The sequence below is a fragment of the Streptomyces sp. CB01249 genome (assembly GCF_001905735.1).
Taxonomy (GTDB): domain Bacteria; phylum Actinomycetota; class Actinomycetes; order Streptomycetales; family Streptomycetaceae; genus Streptomyces.
In genome coordinates this window covers 113,913-138,216 of the sequence record NZ_LISW01000004.1, presented here as the reverse complement: position 1 = coordinate 138,216, position 24,304 = coordinate 113,913, and the positions used below count along the sequence as shown (strand labels likewise).

Sequence of the window (24,304 nt, the reverse complement as noted above, 5' to 3'; positions counted from 1 at the left end):
GTGGCGGCGCGGAAGCCCCGGACGGGTGGGCCTCCGCGGCTCAGGATTCCAGGAGCCGCTGCCCCACGTACTCACCGTCCGCCGCCCCGCCCGGCACCGCGAAGAGCCCGCTCGCCTCGTGGCGGATGAAGGGGGAGAGCGCGTCCCCCCGGTCGAGCTTGCGCTGCACCGGGACGAAGCCGCGCAGCGGGTCGGCCTGCCAGCAGATGAACAGCAGCCCGGCGTCCGGGGTGCCGTCCCGGGAGATCCCGTCGTGGTACGAGAACGGCCGGCGGAGCATCGCCGCACCGCTGTTGCGCTCGGGGGACGAGATCCGGGCGTGCGCGTTGTCCGGGATCAGCAGCTTGCCGTCCGGGCCCGCCTTGTCGAGGTCCATCGCGGTGGTCTCGGTGCCGCCGCTGAGGGGGGCGCCGTCCGCCTTGCGCCGGCCGATGACCCGCTCCTGGCGCTCCACCGGCAGCTTCTCCCAGTCGTCCAGGAGCATCCGGATGCGCCGGACCACCGCGTAGGAGCCGCCCGTGAGCCAGTCGTACGCCGGGTCCTGGCCGCCGGGGACGAACACGCGCCGGGCGAAGTCGTCGTCCGTGGACTTCGGGTTGCCGGTGCCGTCGATCTGGCCCATCAGGTTGCGGGCCGTCATCGGCTTCGCGGTCGCGCCGGGCGTGCGGTTGAAGCCGTTCATCTGCCAGCGCACGGTGGCCGTCGAGGCGGCCTCCTTCTGTACGGCCCGCAGCGCGTGGAAGGCGACGAGCGCGTCGTCGGCGCCGATCTGGACCCACAGGTCCCCGTTGGACCGGCCTGCGTCGAGGTGGTCGGAGGAGAACGGCGGCAGCGGGTCGAGCCCCGGCGGGCGGTGCTTGGTGAGGCCTGTGCGTTCGAAGAAGGTGGCGCCGAAGCCGAAGGTGACGGTGAGCGAGGACGGGCCCGCGTCCAGCGCGACACCGGTGTCGTGTCCGGGGCCGTCCGCCGCGCCAGCGGTGGGTTCGCCGGCCATCAGCCGCTGTGCCACGGCGGACCACCGGCGCATCAGGGCGGCGGCCTGCTTACGTCCGGCCCCCGGGGCGAGGTCGAAGGCGATCAGATGGCCGGACGCCTGAAGCGGAGTGGTGATCCCCGGTTGATGTTTCCCGTGAAACATCACCTCGGTGGAGCCGACCGTGGTCAGCGCGGCCGGTGCCTCGTCACGGGTCGCGGCATAGCCGGTGGCGCCGCCGGCCGCGCCGAGGACCAGCCCGGTCGCCCCGGCGGCGCCTGCGGTGCCGAGCAGCCGCCGCCGGGAGAGGGCCTGGGTGTTACCCGTGGCCTGGGTGTTACGGGTTTCGCTGCGCGTGTTCTTTCCGCTCACGGTCCTGCTCAGCCGATCTTCACGTTCTTGTCGACCGTCGTCTGGTCGATGTCGGAGGTCCGTACCGTCACCGCGACCTTCCAGTCGCCCGCGATCGGGAGCTGGAGGCCGGTGGCGGTCCAGTGGCCCTCGGTCAGCCGGACCGGGACGGCCGGCAGGGGGCCGATGTCCTTGGACTCCAGGGTGAAGGCGACCTTCACCTCGGGGACGTCCATGGGCTTCTTGGCGGGGTCCTCGATCCACAGGTGGATCACGTTGGCGCCGGTACGGCCCGGGTCGATGTCCATCCGTACCGTGCCCTTGCCGTTCGTGCCGCCGGTGTCGAAGGGAAGCGCGAGGTTGACGGGACCGCTGTCCACGGGGCCGGCCGCCGCAGACGTGGAGCGGGCCGCCTCTTCCTGCGTACGGCCCGGCTCGGTCGACGTCAGCACGGTGGTCACCGCGAGCAGGGCCACGGCGACGCCGACCTCGGCCAGTACGGAGCGGCGCAGCCCCGACCGGCCGGGGTCGGCGTCGCGTATCCGCTTCTTCTCGGCGGTGGCCACGGCGGCCCGCTGCCGGGCGAGCTGAGCGGCGCGGGCGGGGTCATCGACGGTATCCGGTTCGGCTTCCGCGCCGGCCTCGGGCTCCTCGTCGGCCTCGGGTGTCACCGCGGCCGGGGCATCGCTGCCCTCCGCGAGCTTCCCCGTCCACCGGCGCGACATCGACGCGATGCCCACCAGGACGGCGACGAGCCCCACCTTGACCAGCAGCAGCTGCCCGTAACCCGTACCGGTCAGCGCCGACCACGTGCCGACCTGCCGCCACGACTGGTAGACGCCCGTCGCGACGAGGACGACCACGCTGACGAAGGCGATCGTGGAGAAGCGGCGTACGGCCGCGGAGGTCAGGTCGGGCGTGCGGTACAGCGCGGTCAGCAGGGCCACGAGACCGCCCAGCCAGGCGGCGACGGCCAGCAGGTGGAGCACGTCCACGGGCATCGCGATGCCGGGCTGGATACCGGTCGACGCATGCTCGGCGAGCGCCCAGGTACCGGCGATACCGGCGGCGATGACGGCGCCGCCGATGGCGAGGCCGAAGGTGAGGTCCCTCTTCTCGCGCGGGTCCTCGCGCTTGGCGTACGCGCCGAAGAGCACCGCGACGAACAGGGCGCTGGCGCCGAGCAGCAGGAGCCGCGAGACGAGGGCGGCACCGGGCTTGGTGTCGAGGACCGCCTTGAGGCCGTCGAGGTCGAGGACGTCCCCCAGCTTCCCGGAGCCGGTGTACGAGCTGCGCAGAAGCAGCATCGCGATGGTCGCCGCGGTGAGCGTCATCCAGCCGCGTACGACCAGGCGTTGCAGCGGACGCGCCCCCGCTCCGCGCTGCCAGCAGGCCAGAACGAAGGCGGCACCGCCCGCGAGCACGATGAACCCGGCGTACGCGGCGTAGCGCGCGATGTCGTAGAGCGTGCCGACGAGTCCGCCCCCGGCCTCGCTGTCCGGGAGGGCGACGCTGGTCTCGGAGGGCGCCCCGATGGAGAAGGTGAAGGCGCCGGAGACCGGGTGGCTGTCGGCGGAGACCGCCTGCCAGGCCACGGTGTACGTGCCGTCGCCGAGGCCGCCGCGCAGGGCCACGCCGTACTTCACGGTGGACCCGCTGTGCAGGTCGCGCGGGGCGGCCCCGGTGTCGGCGCGCTTGCCCGAGGGGTCCAGGACGCGGATGGAGTCCGCGCCGAGGGCGACCTGTTCGGAGAAGGTGAGGGTGACCTGCGTGGGTGCGGTGGCGACCACCGCCCCGTCCTGCGGATCGCTCCCGGTGAGCGCGGCGTGGGCCGACGCGGGAGCCGCGACGGCCAGCAGCAGACCGAGCACCGCGCCGAGCAGCGCGGTGAGCAGTCCGGCCGCGGCGAGCGGCCGGCGCAGGGCGGACGGGGGCGGCCCGAAGGGCGGGGCGGTGGCTGTCATGGCGTGTCAGTCCCTCACTGCTTCTTCGGGTTGTGGGTGGTCTCCTTCACGGGAAGGTCGACCTCGATCGCGCCGGCCTTCTCGAAGTGCAGTTCCACGGACACCTTCTGGCCCTGCTTCGGCTGCTTCTTGAGCTTCATGAACATGATGTGGCTGCCACCACGTTCGAGATCCAGCTCACCGCCCGCGGGCACGTCGAAGGACGTCACCTTCCGCATGACCTGGTCCTTCGTCTCGTGGATCGTGACGTCGTCCGAGAGCGGGCTGGTGACCGAGGTGAGGCGGTCGTCGCCGGTGCCGTTGTTCTGCACGACGAGGAAGCCGGCCGCCATGTCGTTGACGGGCTGCGGCATGAACCCGCCGATGACCTTCAGCTCCGGCTTGTCCGAGGAGGTCGAGCACCCCGCCAGCGTCAGGCCCGCGGTCACGGCCAGGACGGCGGCGAGGGTGGTGCGGTGGTTCACGGGTTCTCCCCCTTGACGATCTTGGGGAGGTCCTTGGTGTAGTCGTCGGGCGTGGTGTCCTCGCTGTACAGCACGTAGCCCTTGTCGGTCTTCGGGGAGAAGGCGATGACCTGCGAGCCGTGCATCGAGACGATCGTGCCGTCCTTCTCCTTCTTCGGCGGGGAGATGCCGATGCCGATCTGCCGGGCGCCTGCCTGGATGGCCGGGAAGTCGCCGGTGAGGCCGACGAAGGACGGGTCCTGCGCCTTGAGCCAGCTGCCGAGGGAGGCCGGGGTGTCCCGTTCCGGGTCGGTGGTGACGAAGACGACCCGGAGGTCGTCCTGGTCGGCCTTGGGCAGGGCCTTCTTGGCGATGGCGATGTTGCTCATGATGAGCGGGCAGACGTCGGGGCAGTTGGTGTAACCGAAGTAGATGAGCGTCGGCTTGCCCTTGGTCTCCTTGCGCAGGTCGTACTTCTTGCCGTGCGTGTTGGTCAGGACGAGGTCGGGCTTGGTGAACGGCTGGTCGAGCACCGTCGCGGCCTGCGTCTTCGTCTGCATCGACACGTCGGCCACGGGCTTCTTGCTGTCGTTGTCACTGCCGCCGCAGGCGGACAGGGCGAGCGCGGCCGCGACGACGAGCGCCGCGGCCGGAACGATCTTCTTAACCATGGAGCACTGTTCCTGAGGAGTCGGTGGAGCGGGTGGGGGCCAGGAAGAGCCTGGCCCCCGTGGGGCCTGTCAGGTCGTACGCCGGCGCCCGGCCAGGACACCGAACGCCACGCCGGCGACGCCGATGACGATGCCGACGATGCCGAGCACCCGGGCGGTGTTGTCCGAGGAGTCGGAGGAGGCCGCCGAAGCGGTGGTCTCGCCGCCCTTCTCGGCGGAGTCGGCAGCGGAGTCCGAGGACTTCGAGTCCGCGCCGGCCGCCCCGTGCGCGTCATCGGCCGCGGCCGTCAGCTTGAGGACGGGAGCGGGGGACTCGGGCTCGTCGGCGCCTTCCTTGGGCTCCTCGATCCAGCGCACGACCTCCTTGTTGGAGTACGTCTGGATCGCCTTGAACACCAGCTGGTCGGCGTCCTCGGGGAGTTGGCCGACGGAGAGCGGGAACTGCTGGAAGCGGCCGGGCTCGATCTTGCCGCCGGTCCAGGTGACCTTGGAGACGGCCTCGTTGATCGTCTTGCCGTGCATCTGGAGCGGCTTGGCCAGCTTGCTCGTCGTCACCTCGATGTCCCAGCCGGGCACCGGCTGCGGCATGACGGACGCCAGCGGGTGGTCGGTCGGGAAGTTCACTTCGAGCTTGGTCGTCGAGGCGTTGTCACGCTCGTTGGGGACCTTGAAGTTGATGACGGCGTAGCCGCCCTTGGCGGCCTCGCCCTGCGGCTGGACGCTGACGTGGGCGGACGCCGTACCGGCGAGCAGCAGCACGGTGGACGCGGCGACGCCGCCGGCGAGGGCGATGCGGGAAACGTTCATGACAGGGATCACTCCACAGGGCACGAAGGAAGGGTGCTCCGGCGCACGGGTGCGCACCGGTATCGCGACGCCACTTCCGTACGGGTGCAACGCGCACCGCGGCCCGGAGGGGCGGGTGCGCATCGTGTGGAGGGCGTCGCGTCAGGCTGCGAGAGCGAGCGCGGAGGGCGGTCCGCGCCGGATCACCAGGTGCTGCAACGGATCCCCGGTGGCCGGGCACGGTGCGTCCACGGCGGTACGAGGGGTGCGCGGCCCGGTCGCGGGCCCGTCGGCCAGGCCGGTGCGCAGGGCGGCGACGAGCCGGAACGCGTCGCGCAGCGCCCGGAGCCGGGCCCCGGCCGCGACCTGCTGGGCGCCGTGCGCCGACAGCCGGGCGAGCCGGAACAGGGCGACCTCGCCCCGCCGCAGCAGCCAGCCGGTGGCCAGGGCGGCCAGCAGGTGCCCGAGGAGCATGGGCAGGCTGGGAAGCGTGTGGAGGAGGCCGGCCGGGGTGTCCCAGGCGGGGCCGGAAGGGGCGGCGGTCGGATGCTGGTGCGCCTGAGCGGTCACCGCCGCCGGGTCGATGCCCGCGGTGCCGACGATGTGCCGCGCGTCGGCGGCGTTCAACTGCTGGGGTCCGGCGCCGCAGACGAGGCTCGCCGCGAACCGGATCAGCGCGTCGTCGCCGCCCGTCGCCCCGGGGGTCATGGTGTGCGTGCCCAGCCCGAACAGGCTGTGCAGGGCGAGCTGTCCGCCGGCCAGGGCCGCGGCGATGGAGGGCAGTGAGCGTTCGCGTCCGGCGAGGGGGACGGCCACCGCGAGGACGCAGAGGAAACCGGCGAGCAGTGTCCACCAGGGGACGGTCGCGCAGGCGGCCAGCGCGTGTCCGGCCGCGGACAACGCGACGCAGACCGCGGCGAACACCGCGGCCCTCAGTAGCCGTAGACCGGCTCCGGCGCGTCCCACTGACACAGACATGGCGGGCCCATCATCGCACCCGGCCCCCCGCCCCCGTACGGCAGGTCCGGAAGGTCGTCTTCCGGGCGGATTGGGTGTGACCAGGGTTGTTCGCGCGGATTCCGGCAGCTCCCCGGACGGGTGCAACGGGCGTGCGGGGCCCGGAATACACCGGTGTGGTGCCTCCGGCTATCCGCCGAATGGGCGGCATCAGAGCACGCACGTGCTTACGACCGCCCGAGTGCGGCAATACGTAGCGGTATGTCTAGCCGCAACCAGGAGGCCGGAGCATGAGCATCTGGTGGTCACTCCATTTGCGGCGCGATGCTGCGAGCGTCCCGCTCGCCCGCCGGTTCCTGCTCGGCACGATGGAATCCGCGGGCGTGGACCCGGACATCTCCTTCGACCTGTCTCTCGCGCTCAGCGAAGCCTGTGCGAACGCGGTCGAGCACGGCGGGGAGTACGACGCCACCTCCGACGGCACCCGGAAGGACCGGGATGCCTGGGAGGAACCGTCGGCCACGGCCAGTGGCCAGTACCGGGTCACCGCGTATCTGGACGGCGAGAAGTGCCGCATCGAAGTCGCCGATTCGGGCCCCGGTTTTCCCACCCGGGGCGGGCCCCGCACGTCGGAGCGGCAGCCCGGGAGCGGACTGCCGGACCCGCAGTACGCGTCGTATCCGCCCGTCACCGCCGAGGAGGGACGGGGCCTGTGCCTGATCGAACAGCTTGCCGACCACGTCCACTTCGGCAACCGTCCGGGGTGCGCCGGCGCGGTCGTGAGCTTCGACAAGGTCCTGAAATGGCGGAAGGACGCCCTGCTCATGGTGTCCTGAGCGGGGCGCCCCTCCTCACGCGGCGCAGGCGGCGGATCAGCCCTTGAGCCGGGCCATCCACGCCTCGACCTCGTCGGCCTGTCGGGGCAGCTTGTCCGAGAGGTTCCGGTTGCCGTCCTCGGTGACGAGGATGTCGTCCTCGATCCGGACGCCGATGCCGCGGTACTCCTCGGGCACGGTGAGGTCGTCGGCCTGGAAGTAGAGACCGGGCTCGACGGTGAGGCAGACGCCCGGCTCCAGGGTGCCGTTCACATACGCCTCGGTGCGCGCGGCGGCGCAGTCGTGGACGTCCATGCCGAGCATGTGGCCGGTGCCGTGCAGGGTCCAGCGGCGCTGGAGGCCCAGCTCCAGGACCTTCTCCACCGACAGGTCGCCGAGCAGGCCCCACTCGACGAGCTTCTCGGTGAGGACCCGTTGTGCGGCGTCGTGGAAGTCGCGGAAGTCGGCGCCGGGCTTGACCGCGGCGATACCCGCCTCCTGCGCCTCGTACACCGCGTCGTAGATCTTGCGCTGGAGCGGTGTGAACGTGCCGCTGATGGGAAGGGTGCGGGTCACGTCGGCCGTGTAGAGGTCGTTGGTCTCCACCCCGGCGTCCAGCAGCAGCAGCTCGCCCGAGCGGACGGCGCCGTCGTTGCGCACCCAGTGCAGGGTGGTCGCGTGCGGTCCCGCGGCGCAGATCGAGCCGTACCCGATGTCGTTGCCCTCGATGCGGGCGCGCAGGAAGAACGTTCCCTCGATGTAGCGCTCGCTGGTGGCCTCGGCCTTGTCGAGGACCTTCACGACGTCCTCGAAGCCGCGCGCGGTGATGTCGCACGCCTTCGTCAGCTCGGCGATCTCGAAGGCGTCCTTCACGAGGCGCGCCTCGGAGAGGTAGACCCGCAGCTCCTCGTCGCGCTCGGCGGTGACCTTGTCGGTCAGGGCGGCCTCGATGCCGGCGTCGTGGCCGCGGACGTTGCGGACGGGGCCGGTGGCCTCGGCCAGCGCGGCGGGCAGCTCGCGCACGTCCTTGGCGGGGATGCCCAGCAGCTGCTCGGCCTCGGTGAGGGAGTGGCGGCGGCCGACCCACAGCTCGCCCTGGCCGTCGAGCCAGAACTCGCCGTTCTCCCGGTTCGAGCGGGGCAGCAGGTAAATGGTCGCCTCGTGGCCGTCTTCCACCGGCTCCAGGACGAGGACGCCGTCCTGCGTCTGGTCGCCGGTGAGGTACGCGTACTCGGTGGAGGCGCGGAAGGCGTACTCGGTGTCGTTGGAACGGGTCTTCAGCCGGCCCGCGGGAATGACCAGCCGCTCGCCGGGGAAGCGCGCGGACAGCGCGGCGCGGCGGTCGGCGGTGTGACCGGCCTGGGCGATCGGCTCCAGACCGTGCAGCTCGGTGTCGGCCCAGCCGGACTGCATGCTCGCGGCGAGCTCGTCGGACACGCCCGGGTACAGGCCGTTCTTCCGCTGCTTGACCGGCTCTGTCTCTTCGGTCTCCGGGGTCTCCGGGAACTCCTCAGACACGACTGTTCTCCTTGATACGACGCTGGACCTCTTCCATCGTACGGGCGTACGGAAGGGGGCCCAGGGCCGGAAGACCTCTTACACGCGAAGGTCCCGGATCAGTCGAAGCGGGCCGCGAGCACGACCACGTCCTCGGCGCAGTCCGCCCGCCCCGCCCCGTCCGGCAGCACGGTGCGCACCACGTGGTCGGCCACCGAGGCGGGGTCCCCGCGCAGCGCCCTGGGGACACTCGCCGCCGCCGAATGGAGGCGTGCGTACGCCCGGTCCATCGAGTCGCCGGCCCGGCGCAGCAGCCCGTCGGTGTACAGCAGAACCGTCTCTCCGGGTGCGGCGGTGATGTCCACGCTGGGCGCCTCCCAGCAGGACAGCATGCCCAGCGGGGCGGAGAGCGTGGTCTCCACGTACGAGGTGCGGCGCTCGCCGATGATCAGGGGCGGCGTGTGCCCGGCCCCGGCGAGCAGGATCCTGCGGCGGGCCGGTTCGCAGTACGCGAAGAGCGCGGTCGCCGAACGGGCCGGCTCGGTCAGCCGGAGCAGCAGTTCGAGGTCGGAGAGCACGGCGACGGGGTCCTCGCCCTCCATCACCGCGTACGCGCGCAGTCCGGCGCGCAGCCGTCCCGTGGCGGCGAGCGCGCTGGGGCCCGAGCCGCCCACGGAGCCGACGGCGAGCCCGAGGGCGCCCTCCGGCAGGGCGAGCGCGTCGTACCAGTCGCCGCCGCCCTGCGGGGCCACCTCGTGGCGGACGGCGAGCTGGACGCCGGGGATCCGGGGCAGCCGGGTGGGCAGCAGCTCCTCGGCCACGGTGGCGACGTCCGCCCTGGCCCGTTCCAGTTCGAGCAGGCGGGCCAGGTGCTCGGAGGCGTATCCGGCGTACAGGCCGACGAGGTGGCGCTGGCGTTCCAGGGGCTCGGCGGGTTCGTCGTAGAGCCAGACGGCGGCGCCGAGCCGTCCGGTCGTCGCGGTGGCGAGGGGCAGTGCGTAGCTGGCGGCGTAGCCGAGGCGGGCGGCGACCTTGCGTCTGCGGGGGTCCAGGCCGGTGTCGCCGAGCAGGTCGGGGGTGGTCAGCGGGCCGTCCGGGTTGGGCAGGCCCTCCAGGATGCGTCCGTACGAGGTGGCGCTGCGCGGCACGGTCTCGATCTGGCCCAGTTCGGCGTGGGCCAGCCCGAGACCGATGGTGCTGACGGGGCCCCGCCGATCGGAGGGTTCGAAGGCGACCAGGCCCCGGCGGGCGCCGACCAGGGCGGCTCCGGCGTCGAGGAACTCGTGCAGTGCGTCGTCCAGGGTGCTGGTTCCGGCCAGGCGCTCGGTGAGCTCGTGGAGCGTGGTGAGGTCGGAGACCCAGCCGGCGAGCCGGTCCTGGATGAAGGCGCCGGGCGCCGCGGGCACCGCCTCGATTGGCCCGGGAGTCTCGTCCGAAACCGGAACTGTGGGATCGATTCCAGCCAGTTTTGGCAGGTGCGGAGCGCTCATGGTCGCCGGCTTTCCGAGCGGTGTGTTCCGTCGAATAGCATCGCAAACCCCCATGTCATTCTGCGCCGCTACCAGTGCATCCACATGTACACGCACAAGTGAGGCGATGTCCAGCATTGTCCCCCCGGAAAACCCGGTGTCCACGCCTAAATCAACTTGGCCAAAAAACGCACCTCGCCGTGCGCATTAGCGGTCGACTGGGTCTGCCCTACGGGGGTGCACCTCCGGGTGAAGTCCCTGGGGCGCGTCATTCCGGGCATGCTGGGTACGTAATTCTTTGGATGGCCAGGGGTGGCCCCGCCCGCCCCCGGAACCTGGCAGCGGGTCCGGACGTCCTCTCTTGTGACGGCCGCGCCCCACCCCCGAGTGGTGAGGCCGCACGCACGGACCGCGGAAGCGCCGTGTGCCCCGCACCTCGCCACGATGCCGACAGCAAGCAGCTCGATCCGGCTCAGCACGGCTCACGCTCGGTACCGACGAACGACCCGTACCGCAGGCTCGACGAGCACGTACACCCAGAAGATCCGCAGGCATGGTGTGACCACGCACGATGTGAGGCGGACCCTCGGCGTTCAACGGAAAGGAACGAGCGGTCATGCGCGAGATCCTCGGAAGGCGACGCAGGCTCGGCCGCAGGGGCGGCTCCGCCCGGCTCGACGCGGCCCTGACCTGCGCCACGGAGTGGCAGTGGCCCGTGCTCCCCGGAGCGGGGCTGCGCGGGGACGGTGACCGCACCCGTCGCTGCGCGTGCCCCGATCCCGAGTGCGCGGTGCCCGGCGCGCACCCCTTCGACCCCGGACTGCTCGCCGCGACCACCGATGCCCGGATGGTGCGCTGGTGGTGGACGAACCGGCCGACGGCGCCGGTGCTGCTCGCCACGGGCGGCCGCGCGCCGTGCGCCCTGAGCCTGCCGGCGGTGGCCGGTGCCCGCGCCCTGACCGCGCTCGACCGGGCGGGCCTGCGCCTGGGCCCCGTGGTGGCGACGCCCACCCGGTGGGCGCTGCTGGTCGCCCCGTACACCCTGGAACGGCTCGGCGAGCTGCTGTACGCGCAGGACCGGGTGCCCAGCTCGCTGCGGTTCCACGGGGAGGGCGGCTACGTCGTCCTGCCGCCCTCGGAGATCGGTACCGGGCAGGTTCGCTGGGAGCGCGCGCCGGAGCGCACTCCGGGTTCACGCCCCAAGGGCGCCGCCGTGCCGTCGCCCTGGCTGCCGGACGTCGAGGCCGTGCTGGACGCCCTGGTCGAGGCGAGCACGAGTGCCCCGGACGGCGGTAGCAGACTGACGCACTGAGCGGTCGGGGGCAGGGTTGGCCAGATTCTGATGCGTGCGTGTTCTTTCAGATGGCATTCATTACGGAGTTCTGTCGCTTCTCTGTCCGATCTCCGGTGAATCCCTTCCGTTCTCCCTCGTTCCCCCCACTTCCCTCTGTCTGGCTTCACGATTTCCGGGTAAACGGTGGCGTTGCTCTCGGCGCATCCGTTTGTCCGGAGGTGTCGGTGATGCCGCGGAATTCGGGCGTCGTAAAACCCGGCGGCGCGAAGCTTTCTGATGGCACCTCGGGGCTGTTCCGGTCCCGGCGCAGGTCCAACCGGCTTCCTGGGCCGCAGGGCTGACGCCGGGCCATCGTGCCGAGGAGCCGGGGCGGGTGAGCGGTGGGGCGGACCGGGAGGGGCCCGTACGCGGGCCTGCGCGCCCCGGGTGCGCGGAGCGCGCCGTACCCGGAAATGAGGATGCCCGGTCGCTGGCGACGGGGGATGCACCAGCGACCGGGCTTCTTGAACCGTAACAAGAGATCTGCCGTTCGCAAATTCGATCTCGCGTATTCGGACAGCGATTTACCTGCCAGTACGGCGAGTTGTGACGGGAGTCACCGTCCGGGCCGAGCGGCGGTCACGGTCAGCTGAGCGTCACCTGGCGGTTGGTGAGGCCGCCGCGCGCCCGCCGCTCCTCGGCGGTGAGCGGCGCGTCCGACGCGAGCGCCTTGGCGAGCCGCTCCGCGAACGCGGCGGCGGGCTTCTCGCAGTCCTCGGCGCCCATCGCACTCGGCAGGTCCCAGACCGGGACCATCAGCCCGTGCGCCCGGAACGAGCCGACCAGCCGGGTGTCCTCACCGAGCGAGGACTCGCCCGCGGCGTGCAGCCGGGCGAGCGCGTCGAGGAGCTCCTCCTCGGCGTGCGGCATGACCCAGCGCAGGTGGTTCTTCTCCGGCGTCTCGCACCAGTAGGCGGCGTCCACGCCCGACAGCAGGGCGGTCGGGATCGCAGCCTCGTTCGCGCGTTCGAGCGAGGCGGACACCTCGGCCGTGGCGTTCTCCGAGTCCGGCACCCAGAACTCGAAGCCGGAGTGGACGACCGGCTCGAAGGGCGCCTCGGTGTCCAGGAGGTCCTGCAGCCGGGGTCCGTCGGCCGGCACGCGGCGGGCGGCCACGGGCGAACCGGGCTCCGCCTCCAGCGCGCGGCTCAGCGTGTCCGCGAGGTCCCGGCTGAGGTCGCCGGAGGAGGTGTCGTTCTGCAGGGCGAGCAGGACGGAGCCGTCGTCGCGGCGCAGGGCGGGCCACGCCATCGGCAGGACCGTCGCGAGCGTCACCGACGGCACGCCCTCGGGCAGGCCGCCCTTGAGCGTCAGCCCGGCCGTGGCCGCCGGGACCAGCTCGCGCAGCGCGACCCAGTCGCACTCCCCGGCCAGGCCCTCGAACGGACGCTGGACCAGCTCGGTCACCGCCTGTGCCGCGGCGCGGCCGTGACACGCCTTGTAGCGGCGGCCCGAACCGCACGGGCAGGGCTCACGAGCCCCGACCACCGGGATCTCGCCGTCCTTGAGCTGCTGCTTCCCGGCCTTGGTCTGAGGGCGCTTCTTCGCCATGGTGGGCTTACTCCCGATTGCGACAGTGCGGTCTGGCCCGCGAGCCTAGTCGCCCCGGGCACCACCGCGCGTACGGCCGACCCGGTTCACGTACACGACCCGCACGGCCCCGCTCGGGTGTTCAGCCCGCGTCATCGAACGCGTCGTCGAACGCGCCGCTGAAATCCAGCCCTTCGAGCCCCGGTACGACGGTGGCCTTCGGTGCGGCCGCCAGCCCGGTCATCCCGGCCGGTCGCCCGCTGCCCCGCGCGCCGTGGGAGCCGTGGCCCCCGTCGACCAGCACCCAGACGGTGACCTCGCCCGGTGCGTCGTCCCGTACGCCCCACTCCTGGGCCAGGGCGCTGATGATGTTGAGCCCCCGGCCGCCGCGAGCGGTCACCGAGGGGGTGGCCGGAATCGGCCGGGTCGGGCCGCCGCCGTCCGTCACCTCGACGGTCAGTCCGCCCGTCCTGTCGACACGCCAGGCGGCGCGCACGTCGCCGTCGCCCGTCTCGGTCTGCCAGCCCAGCGGCCTGCCGTGCCGGCAGGCATTGCTGAGCAGTTCGGAAAGAATCAGCACCGCATCGTCGACGACCGAATCCGACACCCCGTGGCTGCGCAACTGCTCGCGCATCCGGTGCCGCGCCTGGCCCACGCCCGCAGGACCATGGGGAACGGCCATGCTCGACGACGTGGGCACCTCCTGTGCCACCACCAACGCCACCCCCGAGACCTCCTTTGCCCCCACGCCACGGAGTGGATGCCCTCCTGAGCTGTGCCGGAAACCGGCCAAGGGGCTGTCAGTGACGCACTCGTCACGAACAGGCACAGTCCGAGTGCGCCGGTGTACTCCCTGTAGTTGATCTCCTGATGAGCAGATGGGCTGATGCGTTCATACGTAAAGGTGCGTTCCTGTGCAAAGGGGGCGCCGCGGTAGAGGTGCGTCGCGGTAAGGGTGCGCCGCGGTCACGAACGGCCGAGCTGGGCCAGGACCTGCTTGGGGCGGTTGGTGATGATCGCCTCGACTCCGAGCCGTACGCAGAGCTCGACGTCCTCCGGTTCGTTGACCGTCCAGACGTGCGCCCGGTGTCCGGCCCGGTGCAGGCGTTCGATGTAGCCGGGGTGGCTGCGTACGATCCGGACGCTGGGTCCGGCGACCCGTGCCCCGGCGGGCAGCCGTCCGTCGCGCAGCCGGGGCGACACGAACTGCATCAGGTACACGGTGGGCAGATGGGGCACGGCCGCCCGGACGCGGTGCAGCGAGCGGGCCGAGAAGCTCATGACGCGGACCGGCGAAGGGGTGCCGGCCGGTGGCGGCGCGTCGAGCTCGAAGCGTTTCAGCAGGTGCAGAAGGCGCTCCTCGACCTGTCCCGCCCAGCGGGTCGGGTGCTTGGTCTCGATCGCCAGCTGGAGCGGCCGCCCGGACGCCCGCGTCTCCACGAGGAGTTCGAGCAGGCGTTCCAGGGTGAGTACGGAGGTGAGCTCGCCGGGCACCGGGTCCCAGTCCGGCGACTCCGTCTCGTCGCGGTCCTTCCAGGAGCCGAAGTCGAGGGCGGCGAGGGCGTTCAGCTCCAGGGCGGAGACCGCGCCGCGCCCGTTGGACGTACGGTTCACCCGGCGGTCGTGTACGCAGACGAGGTGGCCGTCGGCGGTGAGCCGTACGTCGCACTCCAGGGCGTCGGCACCGTCCTCGATCGCCTTCCGGTACGCGGCGAGGGTGTGCTCGGGGGCGTCGTCGGACGCGCCCCGGTGTGCGATGACCTGGATGGGACGCTGCATGGGGTGCTGCTGCCGTGCTCGGTTCACCCGGTTCATGGTGTCACCGCGGGAACACGGCCGTGCACACCTTGCGACGCCGGGCCGTTTTGTCCGATGTAAGGGTCGTGCGCAGATGCACAGCTCCTGCTTACAGTGGCCTGACGTGTCGTGGGAAAAGCTGACTGCGGACACGTACACAGCGGATCTCTTGCCGAATGACTGATGTGGAACCGAGGAGTAAAGAGCTGTGAGCACCGAGAACGAGGGCAACGAGGGCAACGCGGCCGAGGCCGCCCCGTCCGTACCTCCCGTGCCGGCCGACGCTCCCCAGGCGCACCCCGAGGACGCGCCCCCCGCCGCCTCCCACCCGGACGAGACGGCCACCCGGCAGCAGCCGGTCGCGCAGGCGCCGGACCAGCAGCCCGCCCCCGTCCCTTCTTCGCCGGACCCCGCGACCGCGCAGACGGCCGCCTTCCCGACGAACCCGCAGTACGCGCCCCCGCCCCCGCCGCAGTCCGCGGCCGACGCGGGCTGGCCCCCGCCGCCGCCCGCCGTCCCGGCGTACGCCCAGGGGGCGCACGGCGGCGGTGGCGGCCCGGTCTGGGGCCCGCCCGGCGCAACGCACACGCCCGAGGCGCCGCGCAAGCGCGGTGCGGGCGGTCTGGTGGCCGCCGTGGTGGTGGCGGCGCTCGTGGCGGGCGGCATCGGCGGTGCCCTCGGCTACTGGGCCGCGGACCGCAACGACGGCTCGGGCTCGACCACGGTCTCCGCCTCGGCGAACCCGCAGGACCTCAAGCGCGACTCGGGCACGGTCGCCGGTGTGGCCGCCAAGGCGCTGCCGAGCGTCGTGACGATCGAGGCGCAGGGCGGTGACGGCGAGGGCGGTACGGGCACCGGCTTCGTGTACGACAAGGAAGGCCACATCCTCACGAACAACCACGTGGTGGCCTCCGCAGCGGACAGCGGCCAGCTCACGGCGACGTTCTCCAACGGCAAGAAGTACGACGCCGAGGTGGTCGGCCGGGCCCAGGGCTACGACGTGGCCGTCATCAAGCTGAAGAACCCGCCGCAGTCCCTGACCCCGCTGCCGCTGGGCAACTCGGACCAGGTGGCGGTCGGCGACTCCACGATCGCGATCGGTGCCCCGTTCGGCCTGTCCAACACGGTCACCACGGGCATCATCAGCGCGAAGAACCGCCCGGTCGCCTCCGGTGACGGCAACGGCGGCAGCAACTCGTACATGAGCGCCCTGCAGACCGACGCCTCGATCAACCCGGGCAACTCCGGCGGCCCGCTGCTCAGCTCGGGCGGCGCGGTCATCGGCATCAACTCGGCGATCCAGTCGACCGGCAGCTCCGGCCAGAGCCAGGCGGGCTCCATCGGCCTCGGCTTCGCGATCCCGATCAACCAGGCGTCGACCGTCGCCCGGCAGCTGATCAAGACCGGCCAGCCCGTCTACCCGGTCATCGGTGCCACGGTGACGATGGACGAGAAGGGCGACGGCGCCGTCATCGCGGACCAGGGCACGGGCGGCACTGAGGCGGTCACGAAGGACGGTCCGGCCGCCAAGGCGGGCCTGCGCGCGGGCGACGTCATCACGAAGTTCAACGACACCCCCGTCGACAGCGGCCCCACCCTGATCGGCGAGATCTGGACCCACAAGCCGGGCGACCGGGTCACCCTGACCTACGAGCGCGACGGCAAGACGGCAACGGCCGAAGTCACCCTGGGGGAGCGCAAGGGCGACAGCTGACCGGCTAGGCTGTTCCCCGCGCCGGACCGGTCCTCACCGACCGCGCCGGCGCGGGGTGGGTTGCCCGAGCGGCCTAAGGGAACGGTCTTGAAAACCGTCGTGGCGCGAGTCACCGTGGGTTCAAATCCCACACCCACCGCGGTGAACGGCCCCCGACCGGGCGCATCGGTCGGGGGCCGTTCGTATGTGCGGGGGCTCCTAGGATGGCCGGTGGGGGCGGGGTCGTAGCGCAGAGGTCGTCGCGCGCGGTCTCCAAAACCGTGAGGACGCCGGTTCGAATCCGGTCGGGTCCGCCTCCGCCTTTCCCTCGTTCGAGGTCGCTCATGCGGGCGCTGGGCGCATAGTTCGCCCCAGGTCAGGGGTTTGGTTCGGGTTCCTCACGCTTGCGAGGGAACCGGAAGCTGTGGGTGGTTCGCCGGGGTGGCGGTGGGCAGTTCTGGTCCGCGACGTCGTGATCAGCACACCGGGCGGGTCGGCCGCCGGCCCGGGTTCAGCCTCAGCCCTACTTCCGGTTCCTGGAGGAACAGACATGGCAAGCATCCGTACCGCTCGTGTCCTCGCCGTTGTTGCCGCGCTGCCGCTGGCCGCCGTTCTCCTCGGCGGAGTGGCCCAGGCGGACAACGGCTCGTTCGCGAGCAGCGGATCGAACGCGGGCGTGGCCACGATCAGTGGCAGCGGGGTCGGCCGGGACAACGCGGGCAACTCCTCGACCTCGCAGCAGCAGGCGACGGGGTCCGGGGCGTCGAACCAGAGCACCTCCGCGCAGGTGAACGGGTCCGCCTTCACCAACATCGACCAGTCCACGCACAACCTGGCGGTGAACTTCACGAACCTCTGGTGACCGCCGCTCCGTTCGCGGCCCGGTCGGGGGGCCGGGCCGCGACGGGCGCACCCGACGGCCCGTCCGTACGCCACTCCGGCGCGCGGGCGGGCCGTCCGCCGTTCGCGCCCTCGGCCTCAGGGGTGACCCCGACGCCGCAGGTACCTGCCCCTCCACCTTCAGGAGGTGGAGGGGGCCCCGGTCCTACACCCTGAGGCGGACGCGGTTTCGGGACCTGGGGGCGATTTGGGCAGCGGGCCCCGCTCCTAGCGTGGAGGCATGACCACGCCAGTCCGCACGGGCACCCACAGGGGAGCCGCACCGGTACGCACGTACGCGTCTGCGCGCACGCCGGGCGCCTCCGGCCGCGCCGCGCACACGGCGCGCACCTCGGCGGTGCCGCACCTCCCGTACCCCTCGTTCACGTCGTTCGTGCAGGCGCGCGGTCCGGTGCTGCTGCGGGCGGCGCGCTCGCTCACCGCCAATCCGAGCGACGCCGAGGACCTGCTGCAGACCGCGCTCACCAAGACGTACGTCGCCTGGGACCGGATCGAGGACCACCGTGCGCTCGACGGCTATGTCCGCCGGGCCCTGCTGAACACCAGGACCTCGCAGTGGCGCAAGCGCAAGGTCGACGAGTTTGCCTGCGACGAGCTGCCCGAGCCGGAGGCCGTTCCCGGCCCCGACCCCGCGGAGCGGCAGTCGCTGCACGACGCGATGTGGCGCGCGGTCCTGAAGCTGCCGGCCCGCCAGCGGGCGATGGTCGTCCTCCGCTATTACGAGGACCTGAGCGAGGCGCAGACCGCCGAGGTCCTCGGGGTGTCCGTCGGCACGGTCAAGAGCGCGGTCTCGCGGGCGCTCGGCAAGCTCCGCGAGGACCCGGAGCTGACCTCGGACCGCTGAGCGGTGGCCTCCCGCAGCGGCGGAACAGGGTGATCCGGCCCGGTCCCGGGTGGTGTGACATTGCGGGGCGACACCGATTCGTACCCCCGGAAGTAGTGACATACCAAGCGGTATGTGCGCAGAATCAGCGGAACCCTACTGCCGCGTAGCGCCCACCGGGAGGACGCCGTGCTCAGCACCATGCAGGACGTACCGCTGACTGTCACCCGCATCCTGACGCATGGGATGACGATTCATGGGAAGTCGCAGGTCACGACCTGGACCGGAGAGCCGGAGCCGCACCGGCGCAGCTTCGCGGAGGTCGGCCGGCGCGCCACCCAGCTCGCCAACGCCCTGCGCGACGAACTCGGCATCGACGCAGATCAGCGTGTTGCCACGCTCATGTGGAACAACGCGGAGCACGTGGAGGCGTACCTCGCCATCCCGTCCATGGGCGCCGTCCTTCACACGCTGAACCTCCGCCTTCCCGCCGAGCAGCTGGTCTGGGTCGTCAAGCACGCGGACGACAAGGTCGTCATCGTCAACGGCTCCCTGCTGCCGCTCATCGCGCCGCTGCTTTCCCAGCTGACGTCGGTGGAACACCTGATCGTCTCGGGTCCCGGTGACCGTTCCGTCCTGGACGGCGCGGCGGTGCGCGTGCACGACTACGAGGAGCTGCTCGCCGGCCGCCCCACCAGCTTCGACTGGCCGGAGCTGGACGAGCGCCAGGCCGCCGCGATGTGCTACACCTCCGGCACGACGGGGGACCCGAAGGGCGTCGTCTACTCGCACCGTTCGATCTACCTGCACTCCATGCAGGTCAACATGTCCGAGTCGATGGGTCTGACCGACAAGGACACCACCCTCGTCGTCGTTCCGCAGTTCCACGTGAACGCCTGGGGCCTGCCGCACGCGACGTTCATGTCGGGCGTCAACATGCTGATGCCGGACCGTTTCCTCCAGCCCGCCCCGCTCGCCGACATGATCGAGCGCGAGCGCCCGACGCACGCCGCGGCCGTCCCCACCATCTGGCAGGGCCTGCTCGCCGAGGTCACCGCCAACCCGCGCGACCTCACGTCCATGGCCAACGTCACGATCGGCGGCGCCGCCTGTCCGCCCTCCCTCATGGAGGCGTACGACAAGCTGGGCGTCCGTCTCTGTCACGCCTGGGGCATGACGGAGACCTCGCCGCTCGGCACCATGGCCAACCCGCCCGCCGGACTGACCCCGGAGGAGGAGTGGCCCTACCGCGTCACCCAGGGCCGCTTCCCGGCGGGCGTCGAGGCGCGGCTGGTCGGCCCGGCCGGCGAGCATCTGCCGTGGGACGGCGAGTCGGCCGGTGAGCTGGAGGTGCGCGGTGCCTGGATCGCCGGTGCGTACTACGGCGGCGCGGACGGCGAGGCGCTGCGGCCCGCGGACAAGTTCAGCGAGGACGGCTGGCTGAAGACCGGTGACGTCGGTGTGATCAGCGAGGACGGCTTCCTCACGCTCACCGACCGGGCGAAGGACGTCATCAAGTCCGGTGGCGAGTGGATCTCCAGCGTCGAGCTGGAGAACGCGCTGATGGCCCACCCGGACGTCGCGGAGGCCGCCGTCGTGGCCGTACCGGACGACAAGTGGGGTGAGCGTCCGCTCGCCACGGTCGTCCTCAAGGAGGGCGCCACCGCCGACTACGAGGCGCTGCGGGCGTTCCTCGCCGAGTCCGGCATCGCGAAGTGGCAGCTGCCGGAGCGGTGGTCGGTCATCCCGTCCGTGCCGAAGACGAGCGTCGGGAAGTTCGACAAGAAGGTCATCCGCAAGCAGTACGCGCAGGGCGAGCTGGACATCACGCAGCTCTGAGCCCCTGTAGGGACAGGGCGAGGGCGGTACGGGTGTGTTCCCGTACCGCCCTCGTCGTATGCCTCGGTACGCCGGTCAGTTCGTGCCGATCTTCGCGAGCAGGTCGACGATGCGGGACTGCACCTCGTCGCTCGTGGAGCGCTCCGCCAGGAACAGCACGGTCTCGCCGGAGCCGAGGCGAGGCAGCTCCGCCTCGTCGATACCGGCCGAGGTGTAGACGACCAGCGGGGTGCGGTTCAGCTGTCCGTTGGCGCGCAGCCAGTCCACGATCCCGGCCCGGCGGCGGCGTACCTGCATCAGGTCCATCACCACCAGATTCGGCCGCATCCGGGTCGCCAGCGCCACGGCCTCGCTGTCCGTCGCGGCGCACGCCACCTGCATGCCCCGCCGTTCCAGCGTCTCCGTCAGCGCCGCCGCGATGTCCTGGTGCTCCTCGATCAGCAGGACGCGGGGCGGGTGCTGCTCGCTGTCGCGCGGCGCGAGCGCCTTCAGGAGTACGGCGGGGTCGGCACCGTACGCCTCCTCCCGCGACGCCTGTCCGAGACCGGCGGTCACCAGGACGGGCACCTCGGCGGCGACCGCCGCCTGCCGCAGGGACTGGAGCGCCTTTCGGGTGATGGGCCCGGTCAACGGGTCTACGAAGAGCGCGGCGGGGAACGCCGCGATCTGCGCGTCCACCTCCTCGCGCGAGTGCACGATCACCGGCCGGTAGCCGCGGTCGCTCAGCGCCTGCTGCGTGGAGACGTCGGGCGCGGGCCAGACGAGCAGTCGGCGCGGGTTGTCCAGCGGCTCGGGGGGCAGCTCGTCGTCCACCGGCTGCGGGGACGGGCGGTTGGCGACCTCGACGGCGCCACCGGGGCCGTCCAGCGGCTCCGGGCCCTCGGCCGCGCCCTCGTCGGGCGCCCCGATGGCGTACGCGCGCCCTTCGGCGGCGGGTGCGGAGAGCAGCTGCCCCGATCCCTGACCGTGCACGGTGGGGGCGGGGGGTGTGGCGGCGGGCGCGGGCTGCGGGGGTGCGGGGGCGGGAGCCGGGGCGGGCGGCGCGGGGCGCTCGTCCTGGGCGGGCTCGGGCTCCGGGGGCGCGGCCAGCTTGCGACGGCGGCCGACGCTGCTGCCGCCCAGGGTCTGGTTCTGCTGGTGGGCGATGTGCTGGGCGAACGGCACGCCCTGCCCCAGCGTGCGCACGCTGAACGCGCGCCCCTGCGTCGAGTCCGAGCCCCCTGGCATCGGCGCCTCGGCGGGCAGCGGCTGCCGCCGGGCGTCGGGCGCGGGCGCCAGCGTACGGGGGCGGGCCGGGGGGCCGGCGGGTGCGGCTGCGCCGGGGGCGGCCGTGCCGGTGGTGTGGGTCGTACGGCCGGTGCTCTGCGTTTCCGGCGGGGCGGCGGGTGCGGCGGGCCCCTGGCCGGAGGCGTCGTCGTCCTCCCAGCCGCCGGGGTGCGCGGCCGGTGCGGGCACATCGGCCGGGCCGCCGGGCTGCTCCGGCCGGGCGGGCGCGAAGGGGGCGCCCGGGGTGCCGAGCCTGGGGTCGGCGATGGGGCTGTCGGGGGCGGGCGGCGCGGTCTCGGCGGCCGGGCCGGGCGGTGCGGTCTGCGCGGCCGGTGCGGTCTGCGCCTCCTGCGACCCCGTGTCCCCGTGGCGGGCGCGGCGCCGACCCGTGGGGGCGGGCTGGGCCTGCGGCGGCACGGGGGCGTGCTCCGGCGTCCCGGCCGGGGAGTCGGACGGGGTGGCGGCGGGGGCGCCGGCGGCGGCCTCCGCCCCACCGGGCAGCCCGGTCCCGGGCTGGAACGCGGCGGGCCCGGCCGCACGCGTACCCGCACCGATGCCGTACGAATCGCCCGCAGCGGCCTCGTCCGTACCCACGCCGACGTCATACGAACCCGAATCGGCGCCCGCAAGCGCGTCGGCAGAACCCGGCACCCCGACCGCACCCTCGACCCCCGCGCCCAGGGACCCGTCCGGCCCCCCGGCAGCAGGGACCGCCCGGTCCGCGTCGGCGGGCGGGAGGGCGAAGGGGACGCGCGGTCCGGCCTCGGCGGCGGCGGCCCGTTCCTGGGCGGCGGCCAGGGCGCGGCGGCGTCGCCCGGTCGGCTGCGGTGCCGGGGCGGGCAGCTCCGGCGAGGGGCCCACCGGGGCGGGAGCCGGACGTCCGGCGTCTTCGAGGTTCGAGAAGGCGGCGGGTGCCGTGGACTCGACGGCGTTCACCACGGGGGGAAGGGCGAGGCGGCCCTCGTCACCCGCGTTCCCCCGGTGTCCGCCGGCGGCGACCGGGACCTGCGCCCCGGCCGGAACGCCCTGCGGGGGCACCGTCTGCCCGAGCTGCGGCCGCCCACCCTGCGCACCCTCGGCGGCGGTCACCACGGACCCCTCCGACGGGGCGGCCGCGGGCAGCGCGAGGGCTTGGCCCGGGGCGCCCGTCTCGGCGGGGCTGGGGCGCCCGCGACGGCGGCCGGAGCCCTCGGTGACCTGCTGGGCGGGGATCAGCTCGTTCGGGGCTTCGGGCGCGGGGGCGGCACGGCGCGCACGCCGCCGCCCGGTCGGCGCGGCCGCGCCGGTGTCCCCGGGGGCCGCTTCCAGCTCGCCGCTGCCGTCGGAGCCGCCCACGGGGCTGTCCAGGAAGGCGTCGGTGGAGGAACGCCGCGCACGGCGCCGCCCCCTTCCCGCCTCGGGCGCGTCCGACACCACCGGCGCCGGGTCCGCATGACCGGCCTCCCCGAGGGGAAGAGACGCGGGCGCCACCAGAGGAGCGGCCTCCACCTGCGGCAGTGCGGGCGGCTCCGGAGGCGCCACGGTCCCCGCACCCGCGCCGATCGGTACCTCCAGTACGTACGCACTGCCGCTCATGCCCGGCATCTCGTGCGTCTGGAGCACACCGCCGTGCGCGCGGACGATGCCGCTCACGATGGGCACGTGCACCGGGTCTCCCCCGGCGAACGGTCCGCGCACCTCGATGCGTACGACGTCACCGCGCTGGGCGGCGGCGACCACGACGGTGGAGTCGACGTACCCGCCACCGGGCACGAGGCGGGCCTTGCCGGTCGAGTCGACGCCGGCGACGTCCGCGACGAGGTGCGCGAGGGCGGTCACCAGGCGTCCGGCGTCGACCTCGGCCTCGATCGGCGGGGCGTGCACCGCGAACTGGGCTCGGCCGGGGCCGATCAGCTCGACCGCGGCGTCGATCCCGGCCGTGACGACCCCGTCGAGCAGCACCCGCGTCTTGACCAGTGCCTCGGCACCGGCGTCGAGGCGCTGGTAGCCGAGGACGTTGTCGATGAGCGTCGTCATGCGCGCATAGCCCGCGGCCAGGTGGTGCAGGATCTGGTTCGCCTCGGGCCACAGCTGACCGGCGGGGTCGGCGGCGAGCGCGGAGAGCTCACCACGCAGCTCCTCCAGGGGGCCGCGCAGCGACTCGCCGAGCACGGCGGTGAGCTGGGTGTGCCGGGCGGTGAGGTCGGTCAGCCGCTCGGACTGCTCCTCCAGCTCGGAGGCGTACCGCTCGGTGCGGTCGGCCAGCTCGGCGGCGTGCGCCTCCTTGAGGGCGGCGAGCTCGGCGGTGTGCCGCTCGGTGAGCTCGGTGACCGCGGCGGTGTGGCTCGCGGTCAGCTCGGCGGTCTCGTCCTTGCGCCGCTTGTCCAGCTCCTCGTAGGGGCGGCGGTCGGTGAACGTCATCACGGCGCCGACGAGCTGGTCGCCGTCGCGGACGGGGGCGGTGGTCAGGTCGACCGGCACCTGTTCCCCGCTCTTGGACCACAGAACCTGCCCGCGCACCCGGTGTTTGCGTCCCGACTTCAGCGTGTCGGCGAGGGGGGACTCCTCGTACGGGAAGGGCTCGCCCTCCGCGCGCGAGTGCAGGATCAGCGGGTGCAGCTCCTGGCCGCCGAGATCGCTGGCCCGGAAGCCGAGGATCTGCGCGGCGGCGGGGTTGACGAGGACGACCCGGCCGTCCGTGTCCGTACCGACGACACCCTCGGCGGCGGCGCGCAGGATCATCTCGGTCTGGCGCTGCGAGCGGGCCAGCTCGGCCTCGGTGTCGACGGTGCCGGAGAGGTCGCGCACGACGAGCATCAGCAGCTCGTCACCGGTGTAGCTGCCCCCGTACGAGCCCTGGACGTCCTTGTAGGCCGCCTGCCCGTCCTCCAGGCTGGCGCTGGTCACCTCGACGGGGTACTCGTTGCCGTCGGTACGCCGCGCGATCATGCGCGTGGGCTTGGTACGGCCCCGCTCGTCCGCAGCCTCGGGCCGGCGCATCGACCCCGGGATCAGCTTGGAGTCGAACTCCGGCAGCAGATCGAGCAGCCCGCGGCCGACGAGCGCGGTGCCCGGCGACTCGAACATTTCGAGGGCGATGGTGTTGGCGTTGACGACCGTACCGTTGCAGTTGACGAGCAGAAGCCCGTCCGGAAGGGCGTCGAGTATGGCTGCGAGGCGAGCAGCGCCTCGGGATGGCCTGCTGCTCACGACGACGC

At 72.7% G+C, this 24,304-nt stretch carries 18 protein-coding genes and 1 tRNA gene; 7 read left to right on the top strand and 12 right to left on the bottom strand.

The window, feature by feature from the left end:
- Positions 1 to 40: 40 nt before the first annotated feature.
- The 6 genes from efeB to AMK18_RS20180 all read right to left on the bottom strand — a co-directional run bounded on the left by efeB (position 41) and on the right by AMK18_RS20180 (position 6,166).
- Positions 41 to 1,345, bottom strand: a complete 1,305-nt coding sequence (efeB, locus tag AMK18_RS20205) for an iron uptake transporter deferrochelatase/peroxidase subunit (protein ID WP_073863826.1) — start codon at positions 1,343 to 1,345, stop codon at positions 41 to 43.
- 8 nt (positions 1,346 to 1,353) lie between these two features.
- Positions 1,354 to 3,288, bottom strand: coding sequence for a copper resistance CopC/CopD family protein (locus AMK18_RS20200; protein WP_073863825.1), 1,935 nt, complete (start codon positions 3,286 to 3,288; stop codon positions 1,354 to 1,356).
- A gap of 14 nt (positions 3,289 to 3,302) precedes the next feature.
- Positions 3,303 to 3,752 carry a copper chaperone PCu(A)C gene (locus AMK18_RS20195; RefSeq protein ID WP_018101828.1) on the bottom strand — a complete coding sequence of 150 codons (450 nt, stop codon included), beginning with the start codon at positions 3,750 to 3,752 and terminating at the stop codon, positions 3,303 to 3,305.
- Positions 3,749 to 4,402, bottom strand: a complete 654-nt coding sequence (locus tag AMK18_RS20190) for an SCO family protein (RefSeq protein ID WP_073863824.1) — start codon at positions 4,400 to 4,402, stop codon at positions 3,749 to 3,751. The genes AMK18_RS20195 and AMK18_RS20190 overlap by 4 nt, the downstream gene beginning before the upstream one ends.
- 69 nt (positions 4,403 to 4,471) lie before the next feature.
- Positions 4,472 to 5,209 carry a YcnI family copper-binding membrane protein gene (locus tag AMK18_RS20185; protein WP_073863823.1) on the bottom strand — a complete coding sequence of 246 codons (738 nt, stop codon included), beginning with the start codon at positions 5,207 to 5,209 and terminating at the stop codon, positions 4,472 to 4,474.
- A gap of 141 nt (positions 5,210 to 5,350) precedes the next feature.
- The gene (locus AMK18_RS20180) at positions 5,351 to 6,166 is read right to left on the bottom strand and encodes a hypothetical protein (protein WP_198957045.1); all 816 of its coding nucleotides are present in this window, start codon (positions 6,164 to 6,166) and stop codon (positions 5,351 to 5,353) included.
- 269 nt (positions 6,167 to 6,435) lie between these two features.
- On the opposite strand from AMK18_RS20180, the gene AMK18_RS20175 reads away from it, so the two are divergent.
- On the top strand, positions 6,436 to 6,981 hold the full coding sequence (locus AMK18_RS20175; RefSeq protein ID WP_073863821.1) for an ATP-binding protein: 546 nt from the start codon (positions 6,436 to 6,438) through the stop codon (positions 6,979 to 6,981).
- A 36-nt stretch (positions 6,982 to 7,017) separates the two neighbouring features.
- On the opposite strand, the gene AMK18_RS20170 is transcribed toward AMK18_RS20175, so the two are convergent.
- On the bottom strand, positions 7,018 to 8,478 hold the full coding sequence (locus AMK18_RS20170; protein ID WP_073863820.1) for an aminopeptidase P family protein: 1,461 nt from the start codon (positions 8,476 to 8,478) through the stop codon (positions 7,018 to 7,020).
- A 98-nt stretch (positions 8,479 to 8,576) separates the two neighbouring features.
- Positions 8,577 to 9,947, bottom strand: a complete 1,371-nt coding sequence (locus AMK18_RS20165; RefSeq protein ID WP_376455873.1) for a PP2C family protein-serine/threonine phosphatase — start codon at positions 9,945 to 9,947, stop codon at positions 8,577 to 8,579.
- A gap of 595 nt (positions 9,948 to 10,542) precedes the next feature.
- Here AMK18_RS20165 and AMK18_RS20160 point away from each other — a divergent pair.
- Positions 10,543 to 11,238, top strand: a complete 696-nt coding sequence (locus AMK18_RS20160) for a bifunctional DNA primase/polymerase (RefSeq protein WP_018101821.1) — start codon at positions 10,543 to 10,545, stop codon at positions 11,236 to 11,238.
- 606 nt (positions 11,239 to 11,844) lie between these two features.
- Here AMK18_RS20160 and AMK18_RS20155 read toward each other — a convergent pair.
- The 3 genes from AMK18_RS20155 to AMK18_RS20140 form a co-directional block, all read right to left on the bottom strand.
- The gene (locus AMK18_RS20155) at positions 11,845 to 12,810 is read right to left on the bottom strand and encodes a DUF5926 family protein (protein ID WP_018101820.1); all 966 of its coding nucleotides are present in this window, start codon (positions 12,808 to 12,810) and stop codon (positions 11,845 to 11,847) included.
- A gap of 121 nt (positions 12,811 to 12,931) precedes the next feature.
- The gene (locus AMK18_RS20150) at positions 12,932 to 13,471 is read right to left on the bottom strand and encodes an ATP-binding protein (protein WP_202534888.1); all 540 of its coding nucleotides are present in this window, start codon (positions 13,469 to 13,471) and stop codon (positions 12,932 to 12,934) included.
- 284 nt (positions 13,472 to 13,755) lie between these two features.
- Complete coding sequence (locus AMK18_RS20140; protein ID WP_073863819.1) at positions 13,756 to 14,604, bottom strand: glycerophosphodiester phosphodiesterase family protein; 849 nt, start codon at positions 14,602 to 14,604, stop codon at positions 13,756 to 13,758.
- Between the two features lie 190 nt (positions 14,605 to 14,794).
- Between AMK18_RS20140 and AMK18_RS20135 the strand changes: the two genes are divergently transcribed.
- From AMK18_RS20135 to AMK18_RS20110, 5 genes are all read left to right on the top strand, one after another.
- Positions 14,795 to 16,300: a S1C family serine protease gene (locus AMK18_RS20135; protein WP_073863818.1), complete on the top strand. Its 1,506-nt coding sequence runs from the start codon at positions 14,795 to 14,797 to the stop codon at positions 16,298 to 16,300.
- A gap of 54 nt (positions 16,301 to 16,354) precedes the next feature.
- A tRNA-Ser gene (locus AMK18_RS20130) sits at positions 16,355 to 16,439 on the top strand.
- Positions 16,440 to 16,829: 390 nt separating this feature from the next.
- On the top strand, positions 16,830 to 17,141 hold the full coding sequence (locus tag AMK18_RS20120; protein WP_018101816.1) for a hypothetical protein: 312 nt from the start codon (positions 16,830 to 16,832) through the stop codon (positions 17,139 to 17,141).
- Between the two features lie 258 nt (positions 17,142 to 17,399).
- Positions 17,400 to 18,023, top strand: coding sequence for a SigE family RNA polymerase sigma factor (locus tag AMK18_RS20115; protein ID WP_018101815.1), 624 nt, complete (start codon positions 17,400 to 17,402; stop codon positions 18,021 to 18,023).
- A gap of 168 nt (positions 18,024 to 18,191) precedes the next feature.
- Positions 18,192 to 19,841, top strand: a complete 1,650-nt coding sequence (locus tag AMK18_RS20110; RefSeq protein WP_073863817.1) for a long-chain fatty acid--CoA ligase — start codon at positions 18,192 to 18,194, stop codon at positions 19,839 to 19,841.
- A gap of 75 nt (positions 19,842 to 19,916) precedes the next feature.
- Here the strand turns inward: AMK18_RS20110 and AMK18_RS20105 are convergent, their stop codons facing one another.
- Positions 19,917 to 24,296: a response regulator gene (locus AMK18_RS20105; protein ID WP_073863816.1), complete on the bottom strand. Its 4,380-nt coding sequence runs from the start codon at positions 24,294 to 24,296 to the stop codon at positions 19,917 to 19,919.
- Between the last annotated feature and the right edge of the window lie 8 nt (positions 24,297 to 24,304).